General features: G+C 69.4%; 26 protein-coding genes. 13 read left to right on the top strand and 13 right to left on the bottom strand.

Annotation, left to right across the window (positions count from 1 at the left end):
* Positions 1-133: 133 nt before the first annotated feature.
* The 4 genes from lpxC (at position 134) to recN (ending at position 5103) form a co-directional block, all read left to right on the top strand.
* Positions 134-1081 carry a UDP-3-O-acyl-N-acetylglucosamine deacetylase gene (gene lpxC / locus MKK50_RS13150; protein WP_253371469.1) on the top strand — a complete coding sequence of 316 codons (948 nt, stop codon included), beginning with the start codon at positions 134-136 and terminating at the stop codon, positions 1079-1081.
* A 165-nt stretch (positions 1082-1246) separates the two neighbouring features.
* Positions 1247-2122, top strand: coding sequence for an outer membrane protein assembly factor BamD (locus tag MKK50_RS13145; RefSeq protein WP_253371467.1), 876 nt, complete (start codon positions 1247-1249; stop codon positions 2120-2122).
* Between the two features lie 299 nt (positions 2123-2421).
* A complete protein-coding gene (locus tag MKK50_RS13140; protein WP_499022843.1) occupies positions 2422-3330 on the top strand; it encodes a glycosyltransferase family 2 protein in 909 nt (302 codons plus the stop codon).
* A 60-nt stretch (positions 3331-3390) separates the two neighbouring features.
* On the top strand, positions 3391-5103 hold the full coding sequence (gene recN / locus MKK50_RS13135; protein ID WP_499022841.1) for a DNA repair protein RecN: 1713 nt from the start codon (positions 3391-3393) through the stop codon (positions 5101-5103).
* A gap of 95 nt (positions 5104-5198) precedes the next feature.
* On the opposite strand, the gene MKK50_RS13130 is transcribed toward recN, so the two are convergent.
* From MKK50_RS13130 to MKK50_RS13110, 5 genes are all read right to left on the bottom strand, one after another.
* Positions 5199-5492, bottom strand: a complete 294-nt coding sequence (locus MKK50_RS13130) for an RNA polymerase sigma factor region1.1 domain-containing protein (protein WP_012254285.1) — start codon at positions 5490-5492, stop codon at positions 5199-5201.
* Between the two features lie 71 nt (positions 5493-5563).
* A complete protein-coding gene (locus MKK50_RS13125) occupies positions 5564-5836 on the bottom strand; it encodes a YiaA/YiaB family inner membrane protein (protein WP_499022839.1) in 273 nt (90 codons plus the stop codon).
* Between the two features lie 31 nt (positions 5837-5867).
* On the bottom strand, positions 5868-6560 hold the full coding sequence (locus MKK50_RS13120) for a PspA/IM30 family protein (protein WP_499022837.1): 693 nt from the start codon (positions 6558-6560) through the stop codon (positions 5868-5870).
* A gap of 105 nt (positions 6561-6665) precedes the next feature.
* Complete coding sequence (locus MKK50_RS13115) at positions 6666-8981, bottom strand: FdhF/YdeP family oxidoreductase (protein WP_499022835.1); 2316 nt, start codon at positions 8979-8981, stop codon at positions 6666-6668.
* Between the two features lie 293 nt (positions 8982-9274).
* On the bottom strand, positions 9275-10351 hold the full coding sequence (locus MKK50_RS13110) for a hypothetical protein (RefSeq protein WP_499022833.1): 1077 nt from the start codon (positions 10349-10351) through the stop codon (positions 9275-9277).
* Positions 10352-10685: 334 nt separating this feature from the next.
* Between MKK50_RS13110 and dnaK the strand changes: the two genes are divergently transcribed.
* The 4 genes from dnaK to MKK50_RS13090 all read left to right on the top strand — a co-directional run bounded on the left by dnaK (position 10686) and on the right by MKK50_RS13090 (position 15372).
* Complete coding sequence (gene dnaK / locus MKK50_RS13105; protein WP_253371455.1) at positions 10686-12605, top strand: molecular chaperone DnaK; 1920 nt, start codon at positions 10686-10688, stop codon at positions 12603-12605.
* A gap of 249 nt (positions 12606-12854) precedes the next feature.
* The gene (gene dnaJ / locus MKK50_RS13100) at positions 12855-14012 is read left to right on the top strand and encodes a molecular chaperone DnaJ (RefSeq protein WP_253374040.1); all 1158 of its coding nucleotides are present in this window, start codon (positions 12855-12857) and stop codon (positions 14010-14012) included.
* Between the two features lie 158 nt (positions 14013-14170).
* Positions 14171-14827 carry a class I SAM-dependent methyltransferase gene (locus tag MKK50_RS13095; protein ID WP_253371453.1) on the top strand — a complete coding sequence of 219 codons (657 nt, stop codon included), beginning with the start codon at positions 14171-14173 and terminating at the stop codon, positions 14825-14827.
* A 218-nt stretch (positions 14828-15045) separates the two neighbouring features.
* Positions 15046-15372, top strand: a complete 327-nt coding sequence (locus tag MKK50_RS13090) for a hypothetical protein (RefSeq protein ID WP_499022832.1) — start codon at positions 15046-15048, stop codon at positions 15370-15372.
* A 22-nt stretch (positions 15373-15394) separates the two neighbouring features.
* Here the strand turns inward: MKK50_RS13090 and deoA are convergent, their stop codons facing one another.
* The 4 genes from deoA to cdd are packed head-to-tail and all read right to left on the bottom strand — an operon-like array spanning position 15395 to position 18685.
* Positions 15395-16705: a thymidine phosphorylase gene (deoA, locus tag MKK50_RS13085; RefSeq protein WP_499022830.1), complete on the bottom strand. Its 1311-nt coding sequence runs from the start codon at positions 16703-16705 to the stop codon at positions 15395-15397.
* Entirely contained in the window at positions 16702-17460 is a 759-nt protein-coding gene (gene deoC / locus MKK50_RS13080) for a deoxyribose-phosphate aldolase (RefSeq protein WP_499022829.1), read from the bottom strand. Before deoC ends, deoA begins: the two co-directional genes overlap by 4 nt.
* 9 nt (positions 17461-17469) lie before the next feature.
* Positions 17470-18282, bottom strand: coding sequence for a purine-nucleoside phosphorylase (locus MKK50_RS13075; protein ID WP_499022827.1), 813 nt, complete (start codon positions 18280-18282; stop codon positions 17470-17472).
* On the bottom strand, positions 18272-18685 hold the full coding sequence (gene cdd / locus MKK50_RS13070) for a cytidine deaminase (protein WP_499022825.1): 414 nt from the start codon (positions 18683-18685) through the stop codon (positions 18272-18274). The genes MKK50_RS13075 and cdd overlap by 11 nt, the downstream gene beginning before the upstream one ends.
* Positions 18686-18830: 145 nt before the next feature.
* Here cdd and MKK50_RS13065 point away from each other — a divergent pair, with 145 nt between their 5' ends.
* Both MKK50_RS13065 and MKK50_RS13060 read left to right on the top strand, forming a co-directional pair.
* Positions 18831-19055, top strand: coding sequence for a DUF2093 domain-containing protein (locus MKK50_RS13065; RefSeq protein ID WP_253371442.1), 225 nt, complete (start codon positions 18831-18833; stop codon positions 19053-19055).
* The gene (locus tag MKK50_RS13060; RefSeq protein WP_499022824.1) at positions 19052-19477 is read left to right on the top strand and encodes a hypothetical protein; all 426 of its coding nucleotides are present in this window, start codon (positions 19052-19054) and stop codon (positions 19475-19477) included. The genes MKK50_RS13065 and MKK50_RS13060 overlap by 4 nt, the downstream gene beginning before the upstream one ends.
* A 12-nt stretch (positions 19478-19489) precedes the next feature.
* Here the strand turns inward: MKK50_RS13060 and lpxK are convergent, their stop codons facing one another.
* Genes lpxK through MKK50_RS13045 form a run of 3 tightly spaced genes read right to left on the bottom strand, consistent with a single transcriptional unit; the run spans position 19490 to position 22531 of the window.
* Entirely contained in the window at positions 19490-20473 is a 984-nt protein-coding gene (gene lpxK, locus MKK50_RS13055) for a tetraacyldisaccharide 4'-kinase (protein WP_499022822.1), read from the bottom strand.
* A gap of 7 nt (positions 20474-20480) precedes the next feature.
* Positions 20481-21785, bottom strand: coding sequence for a 3-deoxy-D-manno-octulosonic acid transferase (locus tag MKK50_RS13050; RefSeq protein WP_499022821.1), 1305 nt, complete (start codon positions 21783-21785; stop codon positions 20481-20483).
* Positions 21782-22531 (bottom strand): lysophospholipid acyltransferase family protein, encoded by a 750-nt coding sequence (locus tag MKK50_RS13045; protein WP_253371434.1) that lies wholly within the window; start codon positions 22529-22531, stop codon positions 21782-21784. The genes MKK50_RS13050 and MKK50_RS13045 overlap by 4 nt, the downstream gene beginning before the upstream one ends.
* A 224-nt stretch (positions 22532-22755) precedes the next feature.
* Between MKK50_RS13045 and MKK50_RS13040 the strand changes: the two genes are divergently transcribed.
* Positions 22756-23697, top strand: coding sequence for a metallophosphoesterase family protein (locus MKK50_RS13040; protein ID WP_499022819.1), 942 nt, complete (start codon positions 22756-22758; stop codon positions 23695-23697).
* A gap of 16 nt (positions 23698-23713) precedes the next feature.
* Here the strand turns inward: MKK50_RS13040 and MKK50_RS13035 are convergent, their stop codons facing one another.
* On the bottom strand, positions 23714-24190 hold the full coding sequence (locus MKK50_RS13035; RefSeq protein WP_003606671.1) for a response regulator: 477 nt from the start codon (positions 24188-24190) through the stop codon (positions 23714-23716).
* Between the two features lie 381 nt (positions 24191-24571).
* On the opposite strand from MKK50_RS13035, the gene MKK50_RS13030 reads away from it, so the two are divergent.
* Both MKK50_RS13030 and MKK50_RS13025 read left to right on the top strand, forming a co-directional pair.
* Positions 24572-25411 (top strand): cold-shock protein, encoded by an 840-nt coding sequence (locus tag MKK50_RS13030; protein ID WP_301288585.1) that lies wholly within the window; start codon positions 24572-24574, stop codon positions 25409-25411.
* 128 nt (positions 25412-25539) lie between these two features.
* Positions 25540-25785 (top strand): hypothetical protein, encoded by a 246-nt coding sequence (locus MKK50_RS13025; RefSeq protein ID WP_499022817.1) that lies wholly within the window; start codon positions 25540-25542, stop codon positions 25783-25785.

The following is a 25785-nucleotide window of genomic DNA, read 5'->3' as shown; positions in this document are numbered from 1 at the left end:
CTTCCGGAACGACAGAAGGCGCGGCTGGTCGATCGACTGCCAGCGCTCGCAGGGGCTTCAAGCAGCGGACGGACTTTCTCATACCGCCCCCCGAAACGGGTGCGCGGGAAGGATCCTGGCCGAGGGCTAAGGTATGCGGACGAACCAACAGACAACACTCAAAACGTCCGTGACCCTGACCGGTATCGGAGTCCACTCCGGCAACCCGGCAGAGATCACGCTCCACCCTGCCAAAGCCAACCACGGTATCGCGTTCCTCCGGACGGGCACGACCACCGGCAACGACCGGATCATCAAGGCCCACTTCGCCTGCGTCTCCGCCACCGAGCTGTGCACCGTCATCGGTGACGTCGAGACCGGCGCTGTCGCCACCATCGAGCACCTGATGTCGGCCCTCTACGGGCTCGGTGTCGACAACGCTCTGGTCGAGATCGACGGCCCCGAGATGCCGATCCTCGACGGCAGCGCCCGCCTCTTCGTTCAAGCCATCGACAGCGTCGGCCTTGCCCTCTGCGGCGCACCGCGCCGCTGGCTCAAGGTGCTTCAGCCCGTCCGTATCGAGGCCGGCCGCGCCTTCGCCGAACTCCGCCCGATCGACCGCGGCTTCCGCCTCGACGTGGAGATCGACTTCGAATCCCCGGTGATCGGCCGCTCGCGCAAGGCGATGGACCTGACCCCGGCCGCCTACCGCCGCGAGATCGCCCCCGCCCGCACCTTCGGCATGATGAAGGACGTGGAGCGCTACTGGAAGGCGGGCTTCGCGCTCGGCGCCTCCCTCGACAACACGGTCGCCGTCGGCGAGACCGCCGTCGTCAACCCGGAGGGCCTGCGCTTCTCGGACGAGTTCGTCCGTCACAAGTTCCTCGACGCGGTCGGCGATCTCGCGCTGGCCGGCCTGCCGCTTCAGGGCGCCTACCGCTCCTATTGCGGCGGCCACCGCATGAATGTCGGCATCCTCGAAGCCCTGTTCGCCGACCGCGCGAACTACGCCATCGTCGAGGGCCAGGGCACCCGCCGCGAGACCACCCGCACCGAATTCGGTGCCGGCCTCGGGATCGCCGCCTTCGCTGCCGAACTGTAACCCGGACGCCACATCGGCCCTCGATCCACGTCGCAGGCGGAATACCTTAAAGGTTCCCTACGCCCTGCCGTTTTGACGCCCGAATCGACCGCCAACCGTAAAAGCCTGCGCGTAGGTCGCGCGCCGCCCTTCAAGCGGCCGGGCCTGACAGGGAAATTGACCGCGATGCCTGTGACCTTCCCGACCCGTGGCGCGATGGCGGCCGTGCTCCTCAGCCTCGGGCTCGGGCTCGGCGGCTGCGATGCCCTCGATCCGACCAACCTCTTCGCCGAGAAGTACAAGCCCGAGGCGATCCCGGACACGCCCGCGGACAAGCTCTACAGCGAGGGCTTGGCGAAGATGGAGGACAAGGATTACGAGAACGCCGCCAAGCAGTTCGATCAGCTCGACAAGCAGTACACCTATTCCGACTGGTCGCGGAAAGGCCTGCTGATGACGGCCTACGCGAACTACGAGGGTGCGAAGTACGACGAGGCCATCACCGCCTCGAAGCGCTATCTCCAGCGGCACCCGGCGAGCAAGGACGCGGCCTACGCCCAGTACCTGATGGCGATGTCGCAATATAAGCAGATCCCGGACGTGACCCGCGATCAGGAGCGTTCCGAGCGCGCCCTCATCGCCCTCCAGGAACTGGTGCAGAAGTACCCGACCTCCGAATACGCCGCCGACGCCAAGGCCAAGATCCAGATCACCCGCGACCAGCTCGCGGGTAAGGAGATGGAAGTCGGCCGCTTCTATCTCGAGAAGCGTGCCTTCCCGGCGGCGATCAACCGCTTCCGCGACGTGGTCAGCAAGTACCAGACGACCCGCCACGCCGAAGAGGCGCTGGAGCGTCTGGTCGAGGCCTACATGGCGCTCGGCCTGACCGGCGAGGCGCAGACCGCAGCCGCCGTGCTCGGTCACAACTTCCCCGACAGCCCCTGGTACCAGGATGCCTACAAACTCCTGCAGACCGGCGGCCTCGAGCCGCGCGAGGAGAAGTCCTCCTGGCTCAGCAAGGTCTATCGCGGCGTGATCGGCAAGACCGCCGCCGCGGACTGACGGTGCGAGGGCATCGTCCCGGAGGACCGCTTCGGGCTTTCGGACGAAGATGATGCAGCAGTGAGAGCCCTGAGCATCGTCCCGAATCCGATATTCGGGACGATGCTCTCGCGTTCGCGACGACGGCGTGTGCGGGCCCCGATACGATCGACCGATCCGCCTAGGAGATGCCCCCCCAGAGCCGCCTCGAAGGCGCGTTCGCCGTCATGGGGGAGGGGCCTCGCAGGCTTACGGTGAAGCCGCCCCATCCGTTTGCAATCCCGACCCGTCGGCGCAGATTCCAGGATACGCTGCCTGCCATGAAGGCCCTTCTGCGCTGGCGCAGAGCCCTTGCCGACCATACCCTGCGCAAGAAGCCCGACGCGGTGACACTCGTGGCGATTGCCCGCAACGAGGGTCCCTATCTCGTCGAGTGGCTCGCTCACCATCTCGCGGTCGGATTCGATCGCATCGTCGTGTATGACAACGAGAGCCAGGACGATACCCGCGCCCTGTTCAAGGCGCTGAGCCCCCGCGATCTCCGGCTGCGGCGCGTTCCCTGGCCGTCTCCGCTCGACGATTCGGCGCAGGTGCTGGCCTATCACCACGCCCTCACGGGTCTCGCGACGCCCTGGGTGATGTATCTCGACCTCGACGAGTTCCTCGTGCCGTTCGGCCATGCCGACATGGCCGGCCTGATCGGCTCGCTGCCCGAAGACGTCTCGAGCCTGCACGTGAACTGGCGCGGTTTCGGCTCTTCCGGACATACGCAGCCGGGCTACGGGCTGATCACCCGCGCCTTCACCCGCTGCGCTCCGCACGACTGGGGCAACCACTATCACTTCAAGACCCTGGCGCGTGCCAGAGACGTCTCGGCCGTGCGCATCCACGACGTGTGCCACCATCGCGGCCGGCGGGTGCTGTCGGATGGTAGGGATTTTGCCAACACCTCGGACGGCACGTCGGACCGCGTCGTCTACGATGGCGTTCAGATCAACCACTACCAGTGCAAGACGCTGCCGGAATTCCAGGCGCGGATGCGGCGTGGGGATGCGAACTTCCCCAACCACCATCCCGGCCGCCTGCGCGACGATACGCTCGCGCGTTTCGAGGTGCTCGACCGCAACGAGACGGAGGACCACGCCATCCGTGCTTTCGACGCGCCGTTCGAGTCCGAGTACCGGCGACTCTGTGCCATCCTCGGCCGGGATCCCGCACTTTCCGGGTGAAGTCTCGGTGGCTTGCGGCTAAACCCGCGCACAATCCAAAAGGGGCTCTGGCGCCGCTTCATGCTCGTCCAGCTCGCGATCCGCGACATCGTTCTGATCGACAAGCTCGAATTGACCTTCTCCGGGGGGCTCACCGTTCTCACGGGCGAGACCGGTGCGGGCAAGTCGATCCTGCTCGACGCGTTCGCCCTGGCGCTCGGGGGGCGCGGCGATGGCGGTCTCGTGCGGCAGGGCGAGGCGCAGGGCGGCGTCACCGCCGTGTTCGACGTGGCCCTCGACCACCCCGCCCGCGCCGTTGCGGCGGCCGCCGAGATCGACACCGACGGCGACCTCATCCTGCGCCGCACGCAATTCGCCGACGGGCGCACCCGCGCCTTCGTCAACGACCAGCCGGTCGGCGTGCAGACCATGCGGGCGATCGGTACGGCGCTCGTCGAGATCCACGGCCAGCACGACGACCGGGCCCTGGCCGAGCCCACCACCCACCGCAGCATCCTCGACGCGTTCGGTGGGCTTCAGGGCCCGCTCGCGCAGGTGGCGTCGGCCGCCAAACGCGTGCGCGCCGCCCGCTCGACGCTGGCCGAGCAGCGCGAGCGGGTCGAGGCCGCGCAGAAGGAAGCCGATTTCCTCCGCCACGCGGTGGAGGAGCTGGGCCTTCTCGATCCGCAGGCGGGCGAGGAGGCCAAGCTCGCCGAGCGCCGCACGCTGATGCAGCAGGGCGAGAAGGTCGCCCGTGAGTTGAACGAGGCGCTCGATCTCGTCGGCGGCTCCGGCTCGCTCGTGCCGCATCTGTCATCCGCCGTGCGCCGCCTGGAGCGGCGCAGCGCCACGGTGCCGGCTCTGGTCGATCCGAGCATCGCCGCCCTCGATGCCGCGCTCGTGGCCCTCGACGAGGCGCGCGCCGCCCTCGATGCCGCGGTGCTCGCCGCCGAGTTCGATCCGCGCGAGTTGGAGCGGGTCGAGGAACGGCTCTTCGCCCTTCGGGCCGCGTCGCGAAAGTATTCGGTCCCGGCCGACGACCTCGCCGCCCTGCGCGGCCGCTACGATGCGGACGTTGCCGCCCTCGATGCCGGCGAGCAGGCGCTCGCCGGGCTCGAGGCCGAACTTGCGGCGGCGGAAGCGGCCTATGCCCAGGCGGCCAAACGGCTCGGCGACGGGCGTCGCAAGGCGGCCAAGGCGCTCGATGCGGCGGTGCAGGCCGAGCTGCCGCCGCTGAAGCTGGAGGGCGCCCGCTTCATCACGCAGATCACCGTAGACGAAGCCTCGCGCGATGCCGCCGGCACCGAGCGGGTCGAGTTCTGGGCCCAGACCAATCCCGGTACCCGCGCCGGTCCGATGATGAAGGTGGCGTCGGGCGGCGAGCTGTCCCGCTTCATGCTGGCGCTCAAGGTCGTGCTCGCCGGCAAGGGATCGGCGCCGACACTGATCTTCGATGAGATCGACACGGGCCTCGGCGGCGCGGTAGCCGACGCCATCGGCGCGCGGCTCGGCCGGCTCTCGGAGCAGGTTCAGGTGGTGGCCGTGACCCATGCGCCTCAGGTCGCCGCCCGCGCCGTGACGCATTTCCGCATCGCCAAAGATAGCGTGAAGGACGGTGCGAAGGGGAAGGCGGCCAAGGGCGCGGAGAAGGGCGCCGACCGGGTGACGACACGGGTGATCGGGCTCGCGGCAGATGCGCGCCGGGAAGAGATCGCCCGGATGCTGGCCGGCGCAACGGTCACCGACGAGGCGCGCGCGGCGGCGGCACGGCTCCTGTTAGGAGCAGAGGGTTAGAGCATCATCCCGAAAGGTGGCTTCCGGCTTTCGGAAAAAGATGATGCAAAGATAAAAGGCCAGAGCATCGTCCTGGATCCGCCATCCAGGACGATCTAGTCGCCCTCGTCGAGTTCGATGCCGTACTCAGCCAGCACCCAGAAGATGGCTTCCAGATCGTCCGCCGTCACATCGCGCGGCGGCAGCGCCTCTTCGAGGTCGTCGTAGGTCAGCGAGCGGCGGCGCTCCGCATCCGCCTTGGCCAGCAGGCGATCGACCGTCATGCGGATGTCGGCCGGCAGGGCATCGTGGCTCGGCAGCACGATCCCGCCGGCCGGGCGCAGGGCGTCGCTGAGCAGGCGATCGATGATCGCCTGCCGTCGCGCATGAGCTCCGTCCGAACTGTCCATGCCACGGAATATGGACCGGCGCGGGCGCGCGTCGAGTCTCCCCCGGCCACCGTCTTGAATGACTCCCTGCATCACTCCTTGCCGACCGACATGAGCAGGCGCTCGGTGCGGGCATCCTCCAAGCGGTTGACCATGCGGCGGCCCTCGTGGACGTCGCGAAGCGTCTTGGTGGCGGTGATGCAGGACTGGACCAGCATCACCGTGCCCATGGCGAGATAGCCCTTCATCCAGAAGTCGAGGGGCATGAACAGGATGCCGAAACCGACGAGTGCGGCGGAGGCGACGAACGAGGCTTGGGTGAAGACGACCCAAGCGCTGGTATGCTGCGCAGTGTCTTGGGACATGGTGCAATTCCTTGGAACGAGGGAGGACGGATCAGGCGGAGGCGGCGCGGGCGGCCTCGGCGCGGCTTCGCAGGCGGGCGAGCACATCGTTGGAGGAGGGGCGCGTCCGGGGGCCGAAGCCCTCGCGTTCGAGGCGCTCGGCAAGGGTCTCCGCGGGCGTCTCGAGCGCGGCCAGCGTGTCGTCGGCATCCGTTGCCTCGGCCTGGATGCGCTGAAGCCGGGCCAGCGTCGCCTCGGCCTGCCGCAAGGTCGCGCGATCCGGCACGCTCTCCGTCCGGCGCAGACGCCGGACCGCCTCGGAGGCCGCCGCCACCCGCCGGCCGCGCTCCAGGGCCGCTTGCCGCCCGGTGGCGTCCGCAAGCACCGCACGCATCCGGGCCACCTCCGCCGCGAAGGTCGCCCGTGCCGAGCCCAGGGCATCTCGCTCGGCTTCGAGGCTGGCGATCGCGTCGGCGGCCTCGCGGGCCAGATCCTCGCGGCCCGCCGCGAGCGCGGCCACGGCGCGGGTCTCCAGATCGGCGGCGCGTGCCTCGACCTGCGCCAGACGCCGCGCCTCCGCGCTATCCCCGGCCATGGCCGCGGCCAGCGTGCGCCGGCCACGCTCCAAGTCGGCGGCGGTCTCGCGGATCTGCTGATCGAGCACGAGAAGGGCGTGGCGGTCGTGGGCCTCCTCGCAGGCCTGGGCGGCAGCACCGCGGGCGAGGGTTCGCAACAGCGTCAACATGGCATCACTCCGAGGGCGTGACCGCGTGGTCACACCCTCATGGATGCCTCCGGTTTGCACAGCGTACAAGTGACGTTTTGCACGCCGTACAATACGACTGGCTGCTCAGTCCTTCACAGCCAATACCGCTGCCCTGGCGACCCGCACGGGGATCGCCTTGGCGGCTGGCACCTTGGCCTGAGCATCGTGGTGCCAGAGAGGGATCAGCACGTTCAGCTCCGGGTAGTAGCCGGCGCAATTGCCCGCGGGGATGTCGTATTTGACGATCCGCAGACCCTTCACCTCGCGGGCGAACTCGTCGGCGGCCTCGGTCACGACATCGACGGTCTCGCCGTCCGCGAGTTGAAGGCGTTCGATGTCGTTCTCGTTCATGAACAGCACTTGGCGGGTGCCTTTCACCCCGCGGAAGCGGTCGTGATAGCCGTAGATCGTCGTGTTGAACTGGTCGTTCGAGCGCAACGTGATGAGGTCGAGCACGTCGCGCCGGTCGCTCTTCATGTCCGGGTCCATGTCGAGCCCATCCGGCGGCACGGCGAAGTTCGCCTTGCCGGTCGGCGTCTCCCATTTGCGCTCGCGGGCGGCGACCGGCTTGTGCTGGCCGCCGGGCTCGAACAGGCGCGCGTTGAAGTCCTTGAATTTCTCCGGGTACGTCGCTTCGATGGCGTCGCGTACCCGCGCGTAATCGCCGACCCAGGCGTTCCAATCGACCTTGGGGTTGGCCGGCAGCGTCGCCTTGGCCAATTGCGCCACGATCCAGGGCTCGGAGCGCACATGGTCACTCACCGGCCGGGCGACGCCGCGCGAGCCATGGAAGCAGGAAGTCGAATCCTCCATCGACACGGCCTGCGGCCCACTCGCCTGCTCGTCCACCTCGATCCGGCCGAGACAGGGCAGGATGTAGGCGATCTCGCCGCGCACGAGGTGCGAGCGGTTGAGCTTGGTCGAGACCTGGACGGTGAGACGCAGCGAGCGCCAAGCCTCCTCCATCCGCTTGGTGTCGGGGATCGCGCGGATGAAGTTGCCGCCGAGTCCGATGAACGCCTTCACCTTGCCTTCGAGGACGCCCTCGCAAGTCTCGATCGTGTTCATCCCCTTCTCGCGGGGCGGCTCGAAGCCGTACATTTCCTTGAGTTTATCGAGCGGCACCAGAGACGGCTCGTCGGCGATGCCAACGGTGCGCTGGCCCTGCACGTTCGAGTGGCCGCGCACGGGGCAGATCCCGGCGCCGGGCCGACCGATGTTCCCGCGCAGCAGCAGCAGGTTGACGAACATCTGCACCGTCTCGGTGCCGCGGCGATGCTGGGTCAGGCCCATGCCGTAGACCCCGATCACCGCCTGCGCGCGAGCGTAGACGGCGGCCGCCGCCTCCATCCCCTCGCGCCTCAGGCCGGACTTCGTCTCCAGCGCCGGCCATTCGAGCCGATCGCAGAATTTCTCGAATGCATCGAAGCCGTGGGTGTGCTCCGCGATGAAATCGACGTCGAGGATGCGCGGACGCCCCTCGCTTTGCGCCTGCCGATCCATGGCGAACAGCGCCTTGCAGATGCCGCCGAGCGCCGCGATGTCGCCGCCGGCCTTCACCTGATGGTACTGCGTCGAGATCTGGGTCGAGGAACGGGTCAACATCTCGACCGGCGATTGCGGATTGGTGAAGCGCTCCAGGCCACGCTCCCGCAGGGGGTTGAAGGTGATGATGGGCACGCCCCGGCGGCGGGCGTCCTGCAGCGGGTGGAGCATCCGCGGCGCGTTCGAGCCGACATTCTGTCCGAAGAACAGGATCAGGTCGGTCGACTCGAAATCCTCCAGAACCGTGGTGCCGACGGGCACGCCGATCGATTGCGGCAGCGCCTTCGACGTCGATTCGTGGCACATGTTCGAGGAGTCGGGCAGGTTGTTGTTGCCGTACATCCGCGCGAACAGCGCGTACATGTAGCTCGTTTCCAGCGACGCGCGGCCCGACGAGTAGAACACCGCCGATTTCGGGTCGGTCTCGCGCAAGGCCTTCAGCTCAGCGCCGATCTCCGCGAAGGCCTCTTCCCACGAGACGGAGACGTAGCGGTCGCGCTGCGGATCGTAGCGCAGCGGATGGGTGAGCCGGCCCTTCGCCTCGAGGTCGTAATCGGGCCAAGTCAGCAATTCGGTGACCGAGTGGCGCTCGAAGAAGTCGGGGCCGATCCGCTTGCGGGTCTGCTCCCAGGCGGTCGCCTTGGCGCCGTTCTCGCAATACTCGAACGTGGCGGGCTTAGCCGGCTTCGACCACGCGCAGGACACGCACATGAAGCCGCCCGGCTTGTTCTGCTTCAACAGCATCGCCGCGCCGGAAGCCGGGATCTCCTCGCGGGTCAGGATGTCGACGAGCGACCGGGCCGATCCCCATCCCCCGGCCGGGTCGGTATAGGCTTCGATCTTCTGGTCGGGCATGGCCGGTCTCGCTGCGCGTGGACCTCCGGCCAACCTTCAGGCGAAACGCAGAGTTCCGCCCGTGCGACGATGCCTACGGCGCTCTGCGAGGCACTCAGGGCAATCGCTAAGGCGATCACCCGGATCCTTAGCTGGCCTCAATCGCCGGCGCCCGCCTCCGCGGGCTCAGGCTTCCGCTTCGCTCAATGCTTTTCAGGACTGAAGTTCTGAAAAGCCCGCTCCGCGCGGCGCTCTTCGCGCTGCGAAGCCGCCAAAGCGGCTTCGAGCGATGGCCTTGGCGAGACACCGCATGGCTATTGATCGGCGAACGGCTCCGACGCCTGAGCGTCGGGGTTCATCCCCTCCACCGGCACGCGGCTGCGGCGGGGACGCGCCGGAGCGTTCGCCGCCGTCGGCGTCGCGGTGTTGGCGCCAAGCCGCGTCGCGAGCGCGATCGCCCGCGCCTCGGTGAAGCGCAGGTGGCAGTAGCCGTGCGCGCCCTCACGGGCATAGGTCCGGCAAGCCTGCTCGCGGTCGGAGGAAAAGGCCGCCTGCTCCTGCACGATCGGGCGCACGTCGCCGCCCCGCGCCCGCTGGGTCATGATCTTGTAATTGTCCCGCACCGCCTTGTCGGCGACGCCGCGGGCAGTGTCGAACTCGCCCGCCTGCGGGAGCAGCGCGGCGGCGTTCGGTCCCCACAGGCCCGACGGCGTGGTCTCGCAATCCGCCGCCGTGAAGGTGCAGGCCGATCCCGAGCCGAGCGGCGTGGCGAGCACGCTGCCGTCGAGGATCTCGAAGCGCAGCGGGCATTCGGCGCTCGCCGTCGAGAAGCGTGAGACGCCCTGCGCGCGGCCCTCGGCGCTCAACGGCATCGGCTTGCCGCCATCGAGCTTGACCGTGCAGTTCTCGGTCGGCTGCGAGATCTTGGTGCCCGGCAGCGTCATCTGAGCGGTGTAGGCCGAGCCGCTCCGCTCGATCTTCAGCGATCCGTTCAGCCCGTTCAGAAGCAGGTCTTGACCCGCGACGTTGTCCTCGGCCGGCACCCGCAGCACCACGGGCTGGCGGGGCTGGGCCGGCACACTCGGCCGCGTCTCGGCGCCTTCGCCCGGCGCCGAGACGCCCGGATCCGCCGGTTGCGGCGGCGGCTGGACGGGCACGTTGCGCGGCGGCTGCGGAGGACGGGCCGCCCGCCCGATGCCGAACAGCTCCTCGAAGAAGTTCTGCGCCTGAGCCGGGGTGGCCGGGGCCACGGCCAAGCCGGCGAACACGAGCAACGCCCCCGTCGCGACGCGGAACGGACGAGACTTCTTCGCGAAAACCCTCTCGGACACGGGCACGAACATCAGGCGGTCGGCCTCCCGGTTTGACGCCACTTCACGGGCGGTATGCATGAGCCATAGGCCGGTGTCCTAGCACGTCACCCGTGGCGCGGACGTGGCAGCCTGGCAACAAACAAGCCTTCCTCTCGGTGCCGTACCTCGGAAAAACAGCCTTGGCGCGGCGGAGGATGACGCCCGCCGCTCAACCGTCAGGCGCGTTCTTGCGGCGGCGTAGCCGTCTTCTTATATGCGGCGGGACACGGGACGAGGCCTTTCGAAGCACAGCCCGCCAGGGCGATGCGCTTCGGACCATCCCGTTCTCAAACCAGATGTTTTCAACCGCCATGGGTCGAGCTGCTTCGGGGCTCGGCGGTCTGCTTGAAAAATCCAACAGAGGGATCCCACCATGGGTAAAGTGATCGGTATCGACCTCGGCACCACCAATTCCTGCGTGGCCGTCATGGAAGGCACGCAGCCGCGGGTCATCGAGAATGCGGAAGGCGCCCGCACCACCCCGTCCATCGTCGCCTTCACCGACGACGGGGAGCGCCTCGTCGGTCAGCCCGCCAAGCGGCAGGCCGTGACCAACCCGGAACGCACCTTCTTCGCGATCAAGCGTCTGATCGGCCGGACCTACGACGATCCGCTGACGCAGAAGGACAAGGGCCTCGTGCCCTACACCATCGCCCGCGGCGACAACGGCGACGCCTGGGTCGAGGCCGACGGCAAGAAGTACTCGCCCTCGCAGATCTCCGCCTTCACCCTTCAGAAGATGAAGGAGACGGCCGAGTCGCATCTCGGCCAGCCGGTGACGCAGGCCGTCATCACGGTGCCCGCCTACTTCAACGACGCCCAGCGTCAGGCCACCAAGGATGCCGGCAAGATCGCCGGCCTCGAAGTGCTGCGCATCATCAACGAGCCGACGGCGGCGGCGCTCGCCTACGGCCTCGACAAGAAGAAGGCCGGCACCATCGCGGTCTACGATCTCGGCGGCGGCACCTTCGACGTGTCGATCCTCGAGATCGGCGACGGCGTGTTCGAGGTGAAGTCCACCAACGGCGACACCTTCCTCGGCGGCGAGGACTTCGACAACCGCGTGGTCGAGTACCTGACCGCCGAGTTCAAGAAGGAGCAGGGCATCGACCTGACGAAGGACAAGCTCGCCCTCCAGCGCCTCAAGGAGGCCGCCGAGAAGGCGAAGATCGAGCTGTCCTCGGCCACCCAGACCGAGATCAACCTGCCCTACATCACCGCCGACGCCTCGGGCCCGAAGCACCTCGCGCTCAAGCTCAGCCGCGCGAAGTTCGAATCGCTGGTCGATGACCTCGTGCAGCGCACGATCGAGCCGTGCCGCAAGGCGCTCAAGGATGCCGGCGTCTCGGCCTCCGAGATCGACGAGGTCGTGCTCGTCGGCGGCCAGACCCGCATGCCCAAGGTGCAGGAGGTCGTCAAAGCGTTCTTCGGCAAGGAGCCCCACAAGGGCGTCAACCCGGACGAGGTCGTCGCCATCGGCGCCGCGGTCCAGGCCGGCGTGCTTCAGGGCGACGTGAAGGACGTGCTTCTCCTCGACGTCACCCCGCTCTCGCTCGGCATCGAGACGCTGGGCGGCGTGTTCACCCGCCTGATCGACCGCAACACCACGATCCCGACCAAGAAGTCCCAGGTCTTCTCCACGGCCGAGGACAACCAGAACGCGGTCACCATCCGGGTCTTCCAGGGTGAGCGCGAGATGGCGGCGGACAACAAGCTGCTCGGTCAGTTCGATCTCGTCGGCATCCCGCCGGCGCCCCGCGGCATGCCGCAGATCGAGGTGACCTTCGACATCGACGCCAACGGCATCGTCAACGTGACGGCCAAGGACAAGGCGACGAACAAGGAGCACCAGATCCGCATCCAGGCCTCGGGCGGCCTCTCCGACGCCGACATCGAGAAGATGGTCAAGGACGCAGAGGCCAATGCCGAGGCGGACAAGAAGCGCCGCGAGCTGGTCGAGGTGAAGAACCAGGGCGAGAGCCTGATCCACGCCACCGAGAAGTCGGTCGCCGAGTACGGCGACAAGGTCTCGGCCGCCGACAAGGGTGCCATCGAATCCGCCATCACCGCGCTGCGCTCCGCGCTGGAAGGTGAGGACGCCGAGGGCATCAAGGCCAAGACCAACGACCTGATGCAGGCCTCGATGAAGCTCGGTGAGGCTATGTACGCCGCCTCGCAGACCGAGGGTGCGCCCGGCGCCGAAGGTGCCGCGTCCACGGACGAGAAGAAAGACGACGTCATCGATGCCGACTTCCAGGAAGTGGACGAGAACGAGCGCAAGAAGCGCGCGTAAGTCCGCAAGGATGGTCCGGGAGCGGTGCGCCAGCGCCGCTCCCGACAATATTTCATCGTCATCGGCACGGACGGCTTGATCCTCGGGCAAGGCTCGGGGATCAACCATGCCGGGCTCCGATAGAAGCGAAGGTCGATCCGGCCAATCCCGTTCGAGTCGGGAGGCGGATCGCAGCGGCGCCGAAATCCGGCAGGAATGCTGGTCAGCGAGTCGGCAGCCGACGCGAACGAGAGGCTCCAGGGGCCGGGAATGTCGAAGCGGGACTATTACGAGGTCTTGGGTGTCACGAAGACCGTGACGGAGAGTGAGCTGAAGGTCGCCTTCCGCAAGCTCGCCATGGTCCATCACCCGGACCGCAATCCCGGCGACAAGGAAGCCGAGATCAAGTTCAAGGAAGTCAACGAGGCCTATCAGTGCCTCTCCGACGGCCAGAAGCGCGCGGCCTACGACCGGTTCGGTCACGCCGCCTTCAGCCAGGGCGGCGCGGGCGGCCCCGGATTCGGAAACGAGTTCGGCGACTTCATGTCGGACATCTTCGAGAACTTCTTCGGGGACGGGCGCGCCGCACCCGGCGGTGCGGCGGGACGCGGACGTGGTGGTGCGCCGGGCCGCGAGCGCGGTTCGGACCTGCGCTACAACCTCGAAATCAGCCTCGAAGAGGCGTTTGCGGGCAAGACCGAAACCATCCGCATCCCGACCTCGATCGCCTGCGAAGTCTGCTCAGGCACGGGTGCCAAGGCCGGCTCGAAGCCGCGCACCTGCTCGACCTGCGGCGGCTACGGCCGGGTGCGGGCGGCACAGGGCTTCTTTGCCATCGAGCGGACCTGCCCGAACTGTCACGGCCGCGGCGAGGTCGTGGACGATCCCTGCACGGCCTGCTCCGGCGCGGGCCGGGTCAACCGCGAGCGCACGCTGTCGATCAACGTCCCGGCGGGTGTCGATGACGGCCTGCGCATTCGCCTCGCGGGCGAAGGCGAGAGCGGCATGCGCGGCGGGCCCTCGGGCGATCTCTACGTCTTCCTCTCGATCAAGCCGCACCCGTTCTTCCAGCGCGACGGGGCCGACCTGTTCTGCCGCGTGCCGATCTCGATGGTGACGGCGGCGCTGTCCGGCGAAATCACCGTGCCGGTGATCGACGGTTCGCAGACCCAAGTTCGCATCCCCGCCGGCACCCAGACGGGCAAGCAGTTCCGCATCAAGAGCAAGGGCATGCCGGTGCTGCGCTCGCGGGAGGTCGGCGACCTCTACATCCAGGTCTCGGTGGAGACTCCGCAGAATCTCACCAAGCGCCAGCGCGAGCTGTTGCAGGAGTTCGACCAGAGCGCCTCGGACGAGAACCACCCGGAAAGCGCCGGGTTTTTCTCGAAAGTCCGTGACTTCTTCGTGAGCGGCTCGACGCGGGCGTGATCGCCCGCGCCGCACGGGATCAAACCCCCTGTTCCACCGGTTATGACCGCGGCTTACCGCTGCGGTCCTGTGCCCAACGTCGTAAGGCGAAGCTTGACTGCCTACGGGTTTTCGTCGTCTAGCCTGTTCGATCCATGATGAGCCGAGGACCTTCGGACGTGCCGCCGCTTCGCCGTTCCAGTGCCCGAGCCGTCTCCGCCGCACGCACCGTCCGTGAGCGCAAGGATCCGTTGGAGGACGAGGCGCGCTTTCTGCGCTCCTGGTTCGAACGCCCGCTCGTCACGGGCGCGGTGACACCCTCAGGCCGGATGCTGGCGCGCACCATGGCCGCCTATGCCGATCCGAACGTCAACGGACCTGTGATCGAACTCGGACCGGGCACCGGCCCCGTGACCGAAGCCCTGATCCGCCGCGGCTTCGATCAGGACCGACTCGTTCTCGTCGAGTTCAATCCCGATTTCTGCACGCTGCTCCGCCGCCGCTTCCCCGGCGTCACCGTGATCTGCGGCGATGCCTACCGGATTCGCGAGACGCTGCGCGACCGGCTCGGCAGCCCCTGCGCTGCCACGATTTCCAGCCTGCCCCTGTTCACCAAGCCACTGGAGCAGCGCTTCGAACTGCTGCAAGGCGCCCACGACCTGATGCATCCGGGCGCGCCCTTCGTGCAGTTCACCTACGCCGTGGTGCCGCCGATTCCGGCGAAATGCGAGGCGGGCAGCTACACTGCGAGCCGCTCCAACCGCGTCTGGCTCAACCTGCCCCCGGCCCGCGTCTGGGTCTATCGGCGTCCCGAGCCGAAGGCCGGCGAACGCTGAGCCTCAAGGCGTCGCTGGGCCAAGCCGGCTCGCGGAAAGGCACCGGCGGGCGAGCTCGATGGAAATCGTCGTGCGGAATCCCGGTTTGAGATAGTGCTCCGCAATCGGGTCGGGGCATGTTTCGCATTGTTGAAATATTGCTCAGTACCCGTTCATCCGCCGGCTCATAGCTTCGTCGTCAAGGCCGTTGGGACGGCCCGTTGAACGGAGATCACACGATGTCGGATACATCCTCGGCGCGTCGAACCCGCTTCGCCTTCGCCGCACTCGCCGTGATGGCCGGTGGCCTGTTCGGCGGTAGCACCGCCAACGCCGCCCCGCTCGCGCCCGCTCCGGAAGCGGCTCTCGCCTCGGCGGCGACGGTCGAGACGGTGCAGTGGCAGCACCACCATTTCGGCCACCGTCACCATCCCCGCCATTGGGGCCACCGCCACCATCATCACGGCCACTGGGGGCATCACCGCCGGCACTGGGGCCACCGCCATCACCATCACGGCCACTGGGGCCATCACCGTCGGCATTGGGGCCACCGCCACCACTGGTAGGGCGTGAGGCGGGCGAAGCCGTTCAGCCCAGCCGCTCCAGTACGGTCTCGCGCGGCTCCCGCGGGGTTGCGCCGAGCCGGTAGGCCGCCCGCAGCGATACCGCCGCCCGCTCGGCGGCGGCATCGTCCGCGGCGTGGACGATGCCGATCGGATCGTTCGGGGACAACCGATCCCCCGGCCGCGCGAGACCGGTGAAGCCGACGCTTGGATCGATCGCATCCTGCGGCCGGGTACGCCCGCCGCCGAGAGCGATCACCGCGAGGCCGACGGCGCGGGTCTCCACTGCCTCCACCACGCCCGCTTCCTGCGCCAGCACCGGCCGCACGATCGGCGCCCGCGGCAAGTGCCAGTCCGCCGCCTCGACGAAATCGCCGGGGCCGCCGAGCGCCGTCACCATCCGCGCGAAGACCTCGCAGGCGCGGCCCGATTCGAGCGCCGCCGTCAGTTGCCCCTCTGCCTCCGCGACGTTTGCAGCCAGCCCCCCGATCACCAGCATCTGGGCGGCCAGCGCCAGGGTGACGGCGTGGAAGCGCGGTTCGCGGGCGCGGCCGGTGAGGTAGTCGACGGCATAGGCCACCTCGACCGCGTTGCCGGCGCAGGAGGCCAGCGGGGCATCCATGTCGGTGATGAGCGCGCGCGTGCGCAGGCCCGCCGCATTGGCGACCGTCACGATGGTCTCGGCGAGCGCTTGCGCATCGGCGCGGCTCGCCATGAAGGCACCGGAGCCGGTCTTCACATCCATGACGAGACCCTGGAGCCCCGCCGCGAGCTTCTTCGACAGGATCGACGCGGTGATGAGATCCAGCGATTCCACCGTCCCGGTCACGTCGCGGATCGCGTACAGGCGCCGGTCGGCCGGCGCGAGGTCAGCGGTCTGGCCGATGATGGCGCAGCCGACTTCCGCCGTGACCTTGCGGAAGCGGTCGAGGCCCGGCGCCACATCGTAGCCGGGAATGCTCGCGAGCTTGTCCAGCGTGCCGCCGGTATGTCCGAGGCCGCGCCCGGAGATCATCGGCACGTAGCCGCCGCAGGCGGCCACCATCGCGGCAAGCGGCAGGCTCACGGTGTCGCCAACGCCGCCGGTGGAGTGCTTGTCGAGGACGGGGCCGGGCAGATCCCATGCGAGCACCGTGCCCGAATGTGTCATGGCGCGGGTCAGCGCCACGCGCTCGTCGAGCGAGAGGCCGCGAAAGAACACCGCCATGGCAAACGCCGCGGCCTGCCCCTCGGTGACCCCATCCCGCGTCAGCCCCTCGACGAAGCCGGCGATGTCGGCCTCGGACAGGACGCGCCCGTCGCGCTTGTCGCGAATGATCTCCTGGGGGAGCCTCATCGGGCAGCCTCCCCGGCGCGGACCAGTTCGGCGTGGAGCGCGCTGGCACCGATGCGGAAAGTCGTCGGGCTCACCCAGTCCGGCCCCATGATCCGGTCGGCGAGCGCGAGATACGCGGCGGCGTCCTCGACCCGGCGCAGGCCGCCCGAGACCTTGAGCCCCACGGCTCGGCCGCCGCGCGCGCGGATCGCGCCCAGCATGATCTCGGCCGCCGGCAGCGTCGCCGAGACCGCCGTCTTGCCGGTGGAGGTCTTGATGAAATCGGCACCGGTCTCGAGCGACAGGCGGCTCGCCTGCGCGATCAGGTCCGGGTCTTCGAGTTCGCCGGTCTCCAGGATCACCTTGAGGAGCCGGCCCGCGCAAGCTGCACGCACGGCCTCCACCATGGCGCGGGCGCTTTCCACGTCGCCGCGCATCAACGCGCGATAGGGCAGGACGAGGTCGATCTCGTCGGCGCCGTCCGCGACCGTGGCCTGGGTCTCCGCCACCGTGCGCGCCACCGCCTCGCCGCCCTCCGGGAAGTTTACGACGGTGGCGACCCGCACGCCGCTTGCCCGAAGCGCACGGACCGAATCGGCAACAAGGCGCGGCCAGACGCAGACGGCCGCGACTCCGCTGGAGCGGGCCCTACCGCACAGGTCTTCGATGGAAGCGGCGGTGCAGGTGTCGCTCAGATCGGTGAGGTCGAGCAGCGGCAGGGTGCGTCGCGCCACGCGCGCCGCATCCTGCGGGGGGAGGGGGGCTGAAGCGGTCATCGACGTTCCTTACGCTTCGGGCAGTCGGCCGACGAAGCCGGTGGCGAGCCGGGCGAGATCCGCCCCGGCGCGGGCAGCCACCGCCTTGGTCTCGGCATGGTGCGGGTCGCCGCCCGCGATCCCCGCCGCGAGGTTCGTCACCACGGAGACCGCCGCCACGGGCATCCCGAGGAAACGGGCGAGGATCGTCTCCGGCACGGTGGACATGCCGACGAGGTCGGCGCCGAGAATCCCGGCCATGCGCACCTCGGCCGGCGTCTCGAAACTCGGCCCGGAGAACCATGCATAGACGCCGGCAGCTAGCGGCAGGCCGATCTCCTCGGCCGCCGTACCCAAGAGAGCACGCAAGCCCGGATCGTAGGCCTCCGTCATCGGCACGAAGCGGGCGTCGCTCCGTTCCCCGATCAGCGGATTGAGGCCGGACAGGTTGATGTGGTCGGCCAGCATCACGAGGCAGCCGGGGCCGATCTCCGGGCGCAGCGAACCGGCCGCGTTGGTGAGCAGCAGCCGCGCCGCGCCGAGCGCCCGCGCGGCGGCCAGCGGCACCCGCATCGCGGCGGCGTTGCCGGTCTCGTAGGCGTGGGTCCGCCCCTCGAACACGAGCACCGGCCGCCCCGCGAGACGCCCACGATGCAGCCGCCCGCCATGGCCGCTGACGCCGGGGGCGGGAAAGCCTGGGATGGTCGCGTAGGCGAGGCTGCGGCGATCCTCGATCGCTTCGACCAGGGCGCCGAGTCCCGTCCCCGTGACGATCGCCAAGTCGTAGGGGCCGGCAAAGCCTTCCGCCCGAAGATAGGCGGTCGCCGCGTCGTCAGGCGCCATGGACGAGATGCTCCGGGCCGAAGGAGGCGGGCAGCAAGTGTTCCAGGGTGTAGCGTGCCCGCACGCCGTCGGGACCGGCTGAGAGAATCGGCGTGTCAGGCCGCGCGAACTCTCGGATGCGCTGGCGGCAGGCGCCGCAGGGCGTCACCGGGGCGGGACTGTCGGCCAGGACGAGAATCGCCCGGATCTGCCGGCCGCCGGCCGCGATCATCGCGGCGATGGCGCCGGCCTCGGCGCAGGTGCCGACCGGGTAGGCAGCGTTCTCGACGTTGCAGCCGGCATGGATGCGGCCGGTGTCGTCCACCAGCGCGGCGCCGACGGCAAAGCCCGAATAGGGCGCGTGCGCCTGTCCGCGCACGGAAGCGGCGGCCGCGAACAGGGCATCGAGATTGGGCTCGGTCACGGATGAGGCCTGAGCGGTTCGCGGTGCATCCTGCGGTTTGGCCCGAGGAAAGGGGCCCTGTCGAGGGGGGCAACGGTCGACAGAGGCGCGCACGGCTTCTAAGGCAGGCAGAGCGCGCGCGGGCGCGGCACCGGGAGCCCACACAATGCTCGGACGCTACGAACGGGGATCGACCGGCGGCGAGGCCAAGGTCGAGTACGGCGACGGCACCATGCGGGTGGTCAAGCCCGGCACCTACGTCCGCTGCGCCGTCACCGGCGAGCCGATCGCCCTCGACGCCCTGCGCTACTGGAACGTCGATCGCCAGGAGGCCTATGCCACCCCCGAGGCGGCGATGCAGCGCCTCAAGGAGACCGGCGCGGCGCGTTGACGGCACGACGGTCGTTCCGTCGCCCGGCTTCAACCGACTGGGTCGGGCTCGGCTTCCTCGCCGGGGCGGCGGGCCTCTTCTTCATCGCCGCCAGCGATTTCGGCGCGGTCATCACCGGGCTTTCGGCCGGCGAGGAGTTGATCGAGGTCTCGAGCCACGCACCCGCGGCGCTGCCGGCGGCCGTCGGACTCGGCGCCTTCGCGGCGATGCTGCTGCGGCGACGAGGGACGCCGCGCGGTGACACGCGGCTCATGGCGGTCGCACTCGCCTGCATTCCGCTGATGCTCCTGCTGCCGATCCCGTACCTGCTGACGTGGCGGTCCGTGTTGCTCGACCACGGCTACGCGCAGTGCGAGACGGCCGTCGCCGGCCGGCGCAAAGTGTACCGCTGGGTTCGGGCCGATTCCGGCTCCTGCCGCTGAAAGGCGCCCGCGTCAGGCCTTGGGGAACGCTGCCGCGAGTTGCTGGCGAAGATGCGCTTCATCGGCGAAGGCGAGAGCGACCCGCAGCACTGCCACCGCCCCGCGCGCCTCGGCCGGCAGACGCACCGCATCCTTCTCCGTCGTGACGAGGCGAGCGCCCTCGCGCGCCGCGAGCGCCGACAAGGCCGCCCAATCCTCCGGCCGGTAGGGGTGATGGTCGGCAAAGGGACGCTCCGCCACGATCTCGGCACCCAGGCTCTGCAGCGTGTCGAAGAACTTCTGCGGACGGCCGATCCCGGCAAAGGCGACGACGCGGCGGCCGGCCCAGTTCGGTCCGGCTTCGGGCGCGAGACGGGCGCGGTGGACCGGCAGGCCGCGCGCTTGCGCCTCCGCCGCCATCGCCTCGCCGGGGGCCCCCTCGCCGACCAGCACGAGGCCGGCGACATGGGGCCATTGCCGGGCCAGCGGCGCCCGCAGCGGCCCGGCGGGAAAGGGCAGGCCGTTGCCGAGGCCGGCCCCGCCATCGACCACCGCGAGCGACAGCGTCTTGGTCAGGCTCGGGTTCTGCAGGCCGTCATCCATGACGATCACGTCGGCGCCGGACGCGGCGCAGAGGCGGGCGCCGGCCGGGCGGTCGCGGGCGACGATGGTGGGTGCGGCGCGCGCCAGCAGCAGCGGCTCGTCGCCGACCTCCGCCGCCCCGTGCCGCGCCGGATCGACGACGAGCGGCCCGGCGAGCCGGCCGCCATAGCCCCGGCTGAGCAGGGCGGGCGTTCGGCCGAGATCGCGCAGCAGGCGGACGAGGGCGAGCGCCGTCGGCGTCTTTCCGGCGCCGCCGAGGGTGAAGTTGCCGACGCACAGGACCGGGCAGGGCGGTGCCGCGCTGGGCCTGTCCATCCGGCTCGCGGTCAGGCCGCCATAGACACACCCGGCGGGGGCCAACAGCCGGGCAAGCGGATGCGTGGGCGGCCGGGACCAGAAGCCGGGCGGGCGCATCGCGGCCTCAGTCGCGCTCGCGGGCGGAGAGCTTCATCTGCACGACATAGGGTTCGAGCACTGCAAACGTGCGCCCCACCGCGCCCTCGAACGGCAGAAGCGCGGCCTGACCCTTAGCCCACATCGCCGCCAGCGCGCGCGGGTCGGCGACCAGTTCGCCGACGGCCTTCTGGAGTTCCGCCTCGTCGGTGACCGTGCGCGCGCCGCCCCTGGTGTCGAGCGCACCGTAGGGTTCGTGGAAGTTGTGGACATACGGGCCATGCAGGATCGCGCTGTCCAGGCGCACCGGCTCGATCGGGTTCTGGCCCCCGTGCGGCACCAGCGAGCCGCCGAGGAAGACCAGCGGGCAGAGCCGGTAGAACAGTCCGAGTTCGCCGATCGTGTCGGCGACGTAGAGGTCGATCGAGGGCAGCGGGCGTCCGCCCTTGGCGCGCCGGTTCACCCGCAGGCCGGCGGCGGCGGCGATCCGCGCCACCTCCTCGCCCCGCCGCGGATGGCGCGGCACGATCACCGTCAGCAGGCGCGGGAAACGTGCTTTGAGGCCGGCATGGACACGGGCGATCACCTCGTCCTCGCCGGAATGGGTGCTGGCCGCGACCCAGACGGGGCGATCCCCGATCATGTCGCCGAGGTAGGCGAGTTGCTGGGAATCGGCAGGTGGCACGGCCGAATCGTATTTGAGATTGCCGACGACGTTGATGCGCGGCGCACCGAGCCGGGCGAAGCGCTCCCCGTCCTCGCGGGTCTGGACGAGGCAGACCGCGATCCGAGCCAGCAGCGCCCGAGCGGTGTCGGGCGAACGCGTCCAGGCCTTGAACGAGCGCTCCGACATCCGGCCGTTGACGAGTACCAGCGGGATGCCCCGGCGGTGCAGCGACACGATGGTGTTGGGCCAGATCTCGGATTCGGCGACGATGGCGAGATCGGGCCGCCAATGCGCGAGGAAACGCTCGATCCAGCGCGGCGCGTCGAGCGGCATGTATTGATGCACGGCGCCGGGGGGCAGGCGCTTGCTCAGCAGGTCGGCGGCGCTGCGCGTGCCGGTGGTGACGAGAACCGAGCAGCCGCGGGCGATCATGCCCTCGATGAGTCCGACGAGGGAGAGCGCTTCGCCGATGCTCGCCCCGTGCATCCAGACGAGATGGCCCACCGGCCGCGCCCGGCCGGGCAGACCACGGCGCTCCGGCAACCGCCCCGGATCCTCCTTGCCCCGGCGCGAGCGCCACGCCAGCAGCCCCGCCACGGCCGGCTCGCCGAGATAGAGGCCGTAGCGGTAGGCGCGCAGCGCAACGGGAAGCTTCGGGACCCTCACGCCGGGCTGCCCTGCGATGCGGGAGCGGACACGCCGCCGACCCGGTCCGGCCGGCCGACGAGGGTGTAGGCCCGGTCATGGACGCGGTTCAGTTCGGCCTGCACACGCTGCCGCAGGGCATCGACGGCCTCGGGCGTGACCTCGCGGGGAACGAAGGTCGCCTCGCCGAACACCATCGCGCCGCGGCCGAAGGGTAGACCAAGGCAGGCCCGGTCCCAGGAGTTGAAACGGATGTGCCGGCTCGTCACCACCGCTACCGGGACGATGGGCGCACCGGAGAAGCGCGCGAGCTGGATGATGCCGGCGTCGCAGACACGGGAGACCTTAGGCACGTCGGCTGAAAACGCGACGGTCTCGCCGCCCTTCAGCGCCTTGACCATGGCCCGCAGGCCCTCGGCGCCGCCCTTGGCGCGGGCGTCCTTGACCGCGCGACCGCGGGCGCCGGACGCGCGCATCACCCGCACCCCCATCCGGGTCAGGGCCATGGTGTTGATGTTGCCGTCGGGCGAGCGGGAGATGATCGTGGCCACCCGATCCTGCGGGCGGCTCATGAACGAGATCATGATGTGCTGGCCATGCCACATCGCCGCGATGAAGGGGCCGAACGCATCGAGCCGCGCATAGGCGTCGGCCGGCTCCAGGCTGAAGCGGTTGGTGCGCCGGACGAGCCGGAGATAGCCCGAGGCCAGATGGCTGAGCACCCATTGGACGCTCGGCTTGCGGCCGATGGTCTTGATCAGGCCCATGGGTTCTGACCGCTCTGTCCCGATTCGCCTAATCGACCGACCGCCGGCCTCCCGCGCCGAACTGCGGGGTCGGCGGCTGTCTAGACCCGACCGTGCGGGGTACGCAACGGAGCGGCCCTCACATCGTCAGCTGGTTGACACGAAGCCGAACGGGCTCAGCGGCGCGATGCGGCAGGATGCCCGATATTGACGCCGGCCCGCGTTGCCGCGATGCGAGGCGGCGTATGTTCCGTCTTGCTCATCTCACCGATCCCCATGTCGGGCCGCTGCCGCGGCCGCGCCTGCGCCAGCTTCTCAGCAAGCGGGCGACCGGCTACGTGAACTGGCGCCGGGGCCGTGGACGCCACCACGACATGGACCTCCTGGGTGCCCTCGTGGCCGACCTGCACGGCCAGGACGTCGACCACGTCGCCTGCACCGGCGACCTGTGCAATCTCGGCCTTCCGGATGAATGGGAGAGCGCGCGGGTGTTCCTCGAAGCGCTGGGTCCGGCGGACCGCGTGAGTTTCGTGCCCGGCAACCACGACGCCTATGTCCGCGGCTCGCTGGAGGGGCTGCTCGCCGCTTGCGGCAGCTGGACGGAAGCCGACGATGGCCAGATCCGCCTCTTTCCCTACCTGCGGCGGCGCGGGCCGCTCGCCCTGGTGGGGCTGTCCTCGGCGATCCCGACCAAGCCGTTCGTCGCGAGCGGCCGGCTCGGGCCGGTGCAGATCGAGGCAGCCGAGCGCGTGCTGCGCGACCTCGCCCTGGCGCCGGATCGGCCCTGCCGGGTGGTGATGATCCACCACCCGCCCCATCCGGGCGGGGCGGCCTCGGGGCGCGAATTGAAGGATGCGGCCGCCTTCGCCGCGATGATCGGCCGGGCCGGGGCGGACCTGATCCTGCACGGGCACAACCATGTCGGCACCGTGGCCCGGATCGCCGGGCCCGACGGGCGGCCGGTGCCGGTGGTCGGCGCGCCCTCGGCCTCGGCGCGCACCCTGCTCACCAACCGGCGCGCCTCCTATTACCTCTACACGGTCACGCCGGGCGAGAACGGCTTCCGGATCGCGGTGACCGAGCGCGGCCTCGACGAGGCCGGCGGCATCGGCGAACTGTCGGGCTTCGACATCGAGACGCCGCCCGCTGACCGGATCGGACTGAACCATCGGCGGCGGCGCACCTGAACCGACCCGGTTCGGGTCAGAGCGCGCCCATCTTCGACAGTCCGTTGGCCCGGGGCAGGGGCCGCAGCAGGCTCTTCACCTGCGAGAACGGCCGCGGCCGGTTGATCACCTCGTCGAGGCGCGACCACAGGGTCTTGGGCGAGAACGGCTTGGAGATGATCTCGTTGACGCCCAGCGCGATCGCACGATCGACCACGTTGCGGCGCGGCTGAGCCAGCATGAGGATGATCGGCACCGTCGGTGAAGGCGAGGTGGCCGGTGTTCTGGCGAGCCGGATGAACTCCTCGCCCGACAGGATCGCCAAGTCCCAATCGATGATGGTGAGGTCGGGCTTGCTCTCGGCGAGCACGCCGAGCGCCTCCGCGCCGTCGGGCGCCTCCAGCACGCGCTTGATGCCGACGCGCATCAGCATGTCGCGCACGATGCGGCGAATGTAGAGGCTCTCGTCCACGACGAGGGCGGAGAGATCCGGGAAGGTCGGAGTTGCGATCATCGGCAGCCGGTGCCCGGTTCGGATCCGGGCGGTTTCGCGGCGAGACTAGCCCCGTCGGGTTTGCGTTTCCCTAAAGCGCGCCCGCTCGCACGGGAATCATGGGCGAGAATCGCCCCCCTCTGCGTCCCTTGCGTGCAAGCGGGATTCGGGGCCGGCGGCAACCCAAAGGGGGTACGTACGCAGTTTCACCGCGAAAATGAGGAGCCTGCAGCACGGATCGGTTAGAAGAACCTTGCGGTATGCGCGGGATTGCGTCAGACCTAAGGCATCGCTCCCGGTAGCCGCAGCCGGGGGGATGATAGTGCGGCGCGTCGGCTGTCTCGAGATAGCGCGCACGCGGTATTCGAGACTTGGCGAGCGGACGGTTTTTGCGAGCTTTCAATGGGACGTGGTCGTGATTTCAGGGGGCCGCAGAAGCGCGGCTTCGACGAGGGTGGTTCCGAGCCGCGTTGGCCCGACGAACTTCCCCCGGGCGGTGGTGATCGCTTCGGCGGCGGCGGTAGCGCCGGCGGCAACCGCTTCGGCGGCGGTGGTGGTGGTTTCGGCGGCGGCGGTGGCGGCTTCGACCGCGGCCCGGCGCGCGCGGCGGCTGCACCGACGGGACCGGAGCGTGATGCGACGGTCAAGTGGTTCAACAAGGAGAAGGGCTTCGGCTTCGTGGAGCTCGGCGACGGCTCCGGCGATGCCTTCCTCCACATCCGCGCAGTCGAGGCCGCCGGTCACGACGATCTCCTTCCCGGCACACGCCTGACGGTCCAGACCGCGCAGGGCCAGAAGGGCCCGCAGGTCACCGCAGTGAACAGCGTCGACACCTCGACGGCCGAGGAGGCTCCGCCCCGGCGCGAGGCTCCGCGCTTCGGTGGCGGCGGTGACCGCTTCGGCGGTGGCGGCGACCGTTTCGGCGGCGGTGGTGATCGCTTCGGCGGCGGTGGCGGCGACCGTTTCGGTGGCGGCGGCCGTGATCGCTTCGGTGGTGGCGGCGGCGGTGGCCGCGTCGCCTCCGGCCCGTCGGTCGAAATGACCGGCACCGTGAAGTGGTACGACCCGGCCAAGGGCTTTGGTTTCGTCTCGGTGAACGACGGCGGCAAGGACGTGTTCGTCCACCGTTCGGCGCTCTCCCGCGCCGGCCTCGACTCGCTGGCCGAAGGCCAGCAGGTCACCCTTGGCGTCGTCGAGGGCCAGAAGGGCCGCGAGGCCTCGAGCATCACCGTCGAGTATTGATCGACGAAGGGTCGCGCGGCGGCCCGAATGACAGCTTCCGAAGCGGCGGCCTCAGGGCCGCCGTTTTCGTTTGTCGAGTTGGCTGTTTCGGCTGGCTTCAGCCGGCAACGACGGTGAGGGAGAACGCGATGCGTCGGACCGTCAGCGTGCTCGGCTTGGTTCTCCTGTGCACGGCACCCGCCGCCGCGGAGGATTTCTCCGGCTTCTACGCGGGCGTGAATGCGGGCTGGGCGTTCGAACGCAGCGGAAACCGGGATCCGTCCGTGCCGGCGGCACCGGATGCGGCCAAGCCGGATGTGGGGCTTCCGCCAAGCGTGGCACGGGTTCAGGAGCGACAAGTGCCGACTCCCCCGCATCCGACCGGGCGCCGCTGA

Source organism: Methylobacterium sp. J-043, assembly GCF_022829505.1.
Classification (GTDB): Bacteria; Pseudomonadota; Alphaproteobacteria; order Rhizobiales; family Beijerinckiaceae; genus Methylobacterium; species Methylobacterium extorquens_A.
This window is presented reverse-complemented; position numbering and strand designations above follow the sequence as displayed.

Bases quoted from the DNA above. Each gene is read 5' to 3' on its own strand.
- lpxC (WP_253371469.1), top strand. From the start codon at position 134: ATGCGGACGAACCAACAGACAACACTCAAAACGTCCGTGACCCTGACC.
- MKK50_RS13145 (WP_253371467.1), top strand. From the start codon at position 1,247: ATGCCTGTGACCTTCCCGACCCGTGGCGCGATGGCGGCCGTGCTCCTC.
- MKK50_RS13140 (WP_499022843.1), top strand. From the start codon at position 2,422: ATGAAGGCCCTTCTGCGCTGGCGCAGAGCCCTTGCCGACCATACCCTG.
- recN (WP_499022841.1), top strand. From the start codon at position 3,391: ATGCTCGTCCAGCTCGCGATCCGCGACATCGTTCTGATCGACAAGCTC.
- MKK50_RS13130 (WP_012254285.1), bottom strand. From the start codon at position 5,492: ATGGACAGTTCGGACGGAGCTCATGCGCGACGGCAGGCGATCATCGAT.
- MKK50_RS13125 (WP_499022839.1), bottom strand. From the start codon at position 5,836: ATGTCCCAAGACACTGCGCAGCATACCAGCGCTTGGGTCGTCTTCACC.
- MKK50_RS13120 (WP_499022837.1), bottom strand. From the start codon at position 6,560: ATGTTGACGCTGTTGCGAACCCTCGCCCGCGGTGCTGCCGCCCAGGCC.
- MKK50_RS13115 (WP_499022835.1), bottom strand. From the start codon at position 8,981: ATGCCCGACCAGAAGATCGAAGCCTATACCGACCCGGCCGGGGGATGG.
- MKK50_RS13110 (WP_499022833.1), bottom strand. From the start codon at position 10,351: ATGCATACCGCCCGTGAAGTGGCGTCAAACCGGGAGGCCGACCGCCTG.
- dnaK (WP_253371455.1), top strand. From the start codon at position 10,686: ATGGGTAAAGTGATCGGTATCGACCTCGGCACCACCAATTCCTGCGTG.
- dnaJ (WP_253374040.1), top strand. From the start codon at position 12,855: ATGTCGAAGCGGGACTATTACGAGGTCTTGGGTGTCACGAAGACCGTG.
- MKK50_RS13090 (WP_499022832.1), top strand. From the start codon at position 15,046: ATGTCGGATACATCCTCGGCGCGTCGAACCCGCTTCGCCTTCGCCGCA.
- deoA (WP_499022830.1), bottom strand. From the start codon at position 16,705: ATGAGGCTCCCCCAGGAGATCATTCGCGACAAGCGCGACGGGCGCGTC.
- deoC (WP_499022829.1), bottom strand. From the start codon at position 17,460: ATGACCGCTTCAGCCCCCCTCCCCCCGCAGGATGCGGCGCGCGTGGCG.
- MKK50_RS13075 (WP_499022827.1), bottom strand. From the start codon at position 18,282: ATGGCGCCTGACGACGCGGCGACCGCCTATCTTCGGGCGGAAGGCTTT.
- MKK50_RS13065 (WP_253371442.1), top strand. From the start codon at position 18,831: ATGCTCGGACGCTACGAACGGGGATCGACCGGCGGCGAGGCCAAGGTC.
- lpxK (WP_499022822.1), bottom strand. From the start codon at position 20,473: ATGCGCCCGCCCGGCTTCTGGTCCCGGCCGCCCACGCATCCGCTTGCC.
- MKK50_RS13045 (WP_253371434.1), bottom strand. From the start codon at position 22,531: ATGGGCCTGATCAAGACCATCGGCCGCAAGCCGAGCGTCCAATGGGTG.
- MKK50_RS13040 (WP_499022819.1), top strand. From the start codon at position 22,756: ATGTTCCGTCTTGCTCATCTCACCGATCCCCATGTCGGGCCGCTGCCG.
- MKK50_RS13035 (WP_003606671.1), bottom strand. From the start codon at position 24,190: ATGATCGCAACTCCGACCTTCCCGGATCTCTCCGCCCTCGTCGTGGAC.
- MKK50_RS13030 (WP_301288585.1), top strand. From the start codon at position 24,572: ATGGGACGTGGTCGTGATTTCAGGGGGCCGCAGAAGCGCGGCTTCGAC.
- MKK50_RS13025 (WP_499022817.1), top strand. From the start codon at position 25,540: ATGCGTCGGACCGTCAGCGTGCTCGGCTTGGTTCTCCTGTGCACGGCA.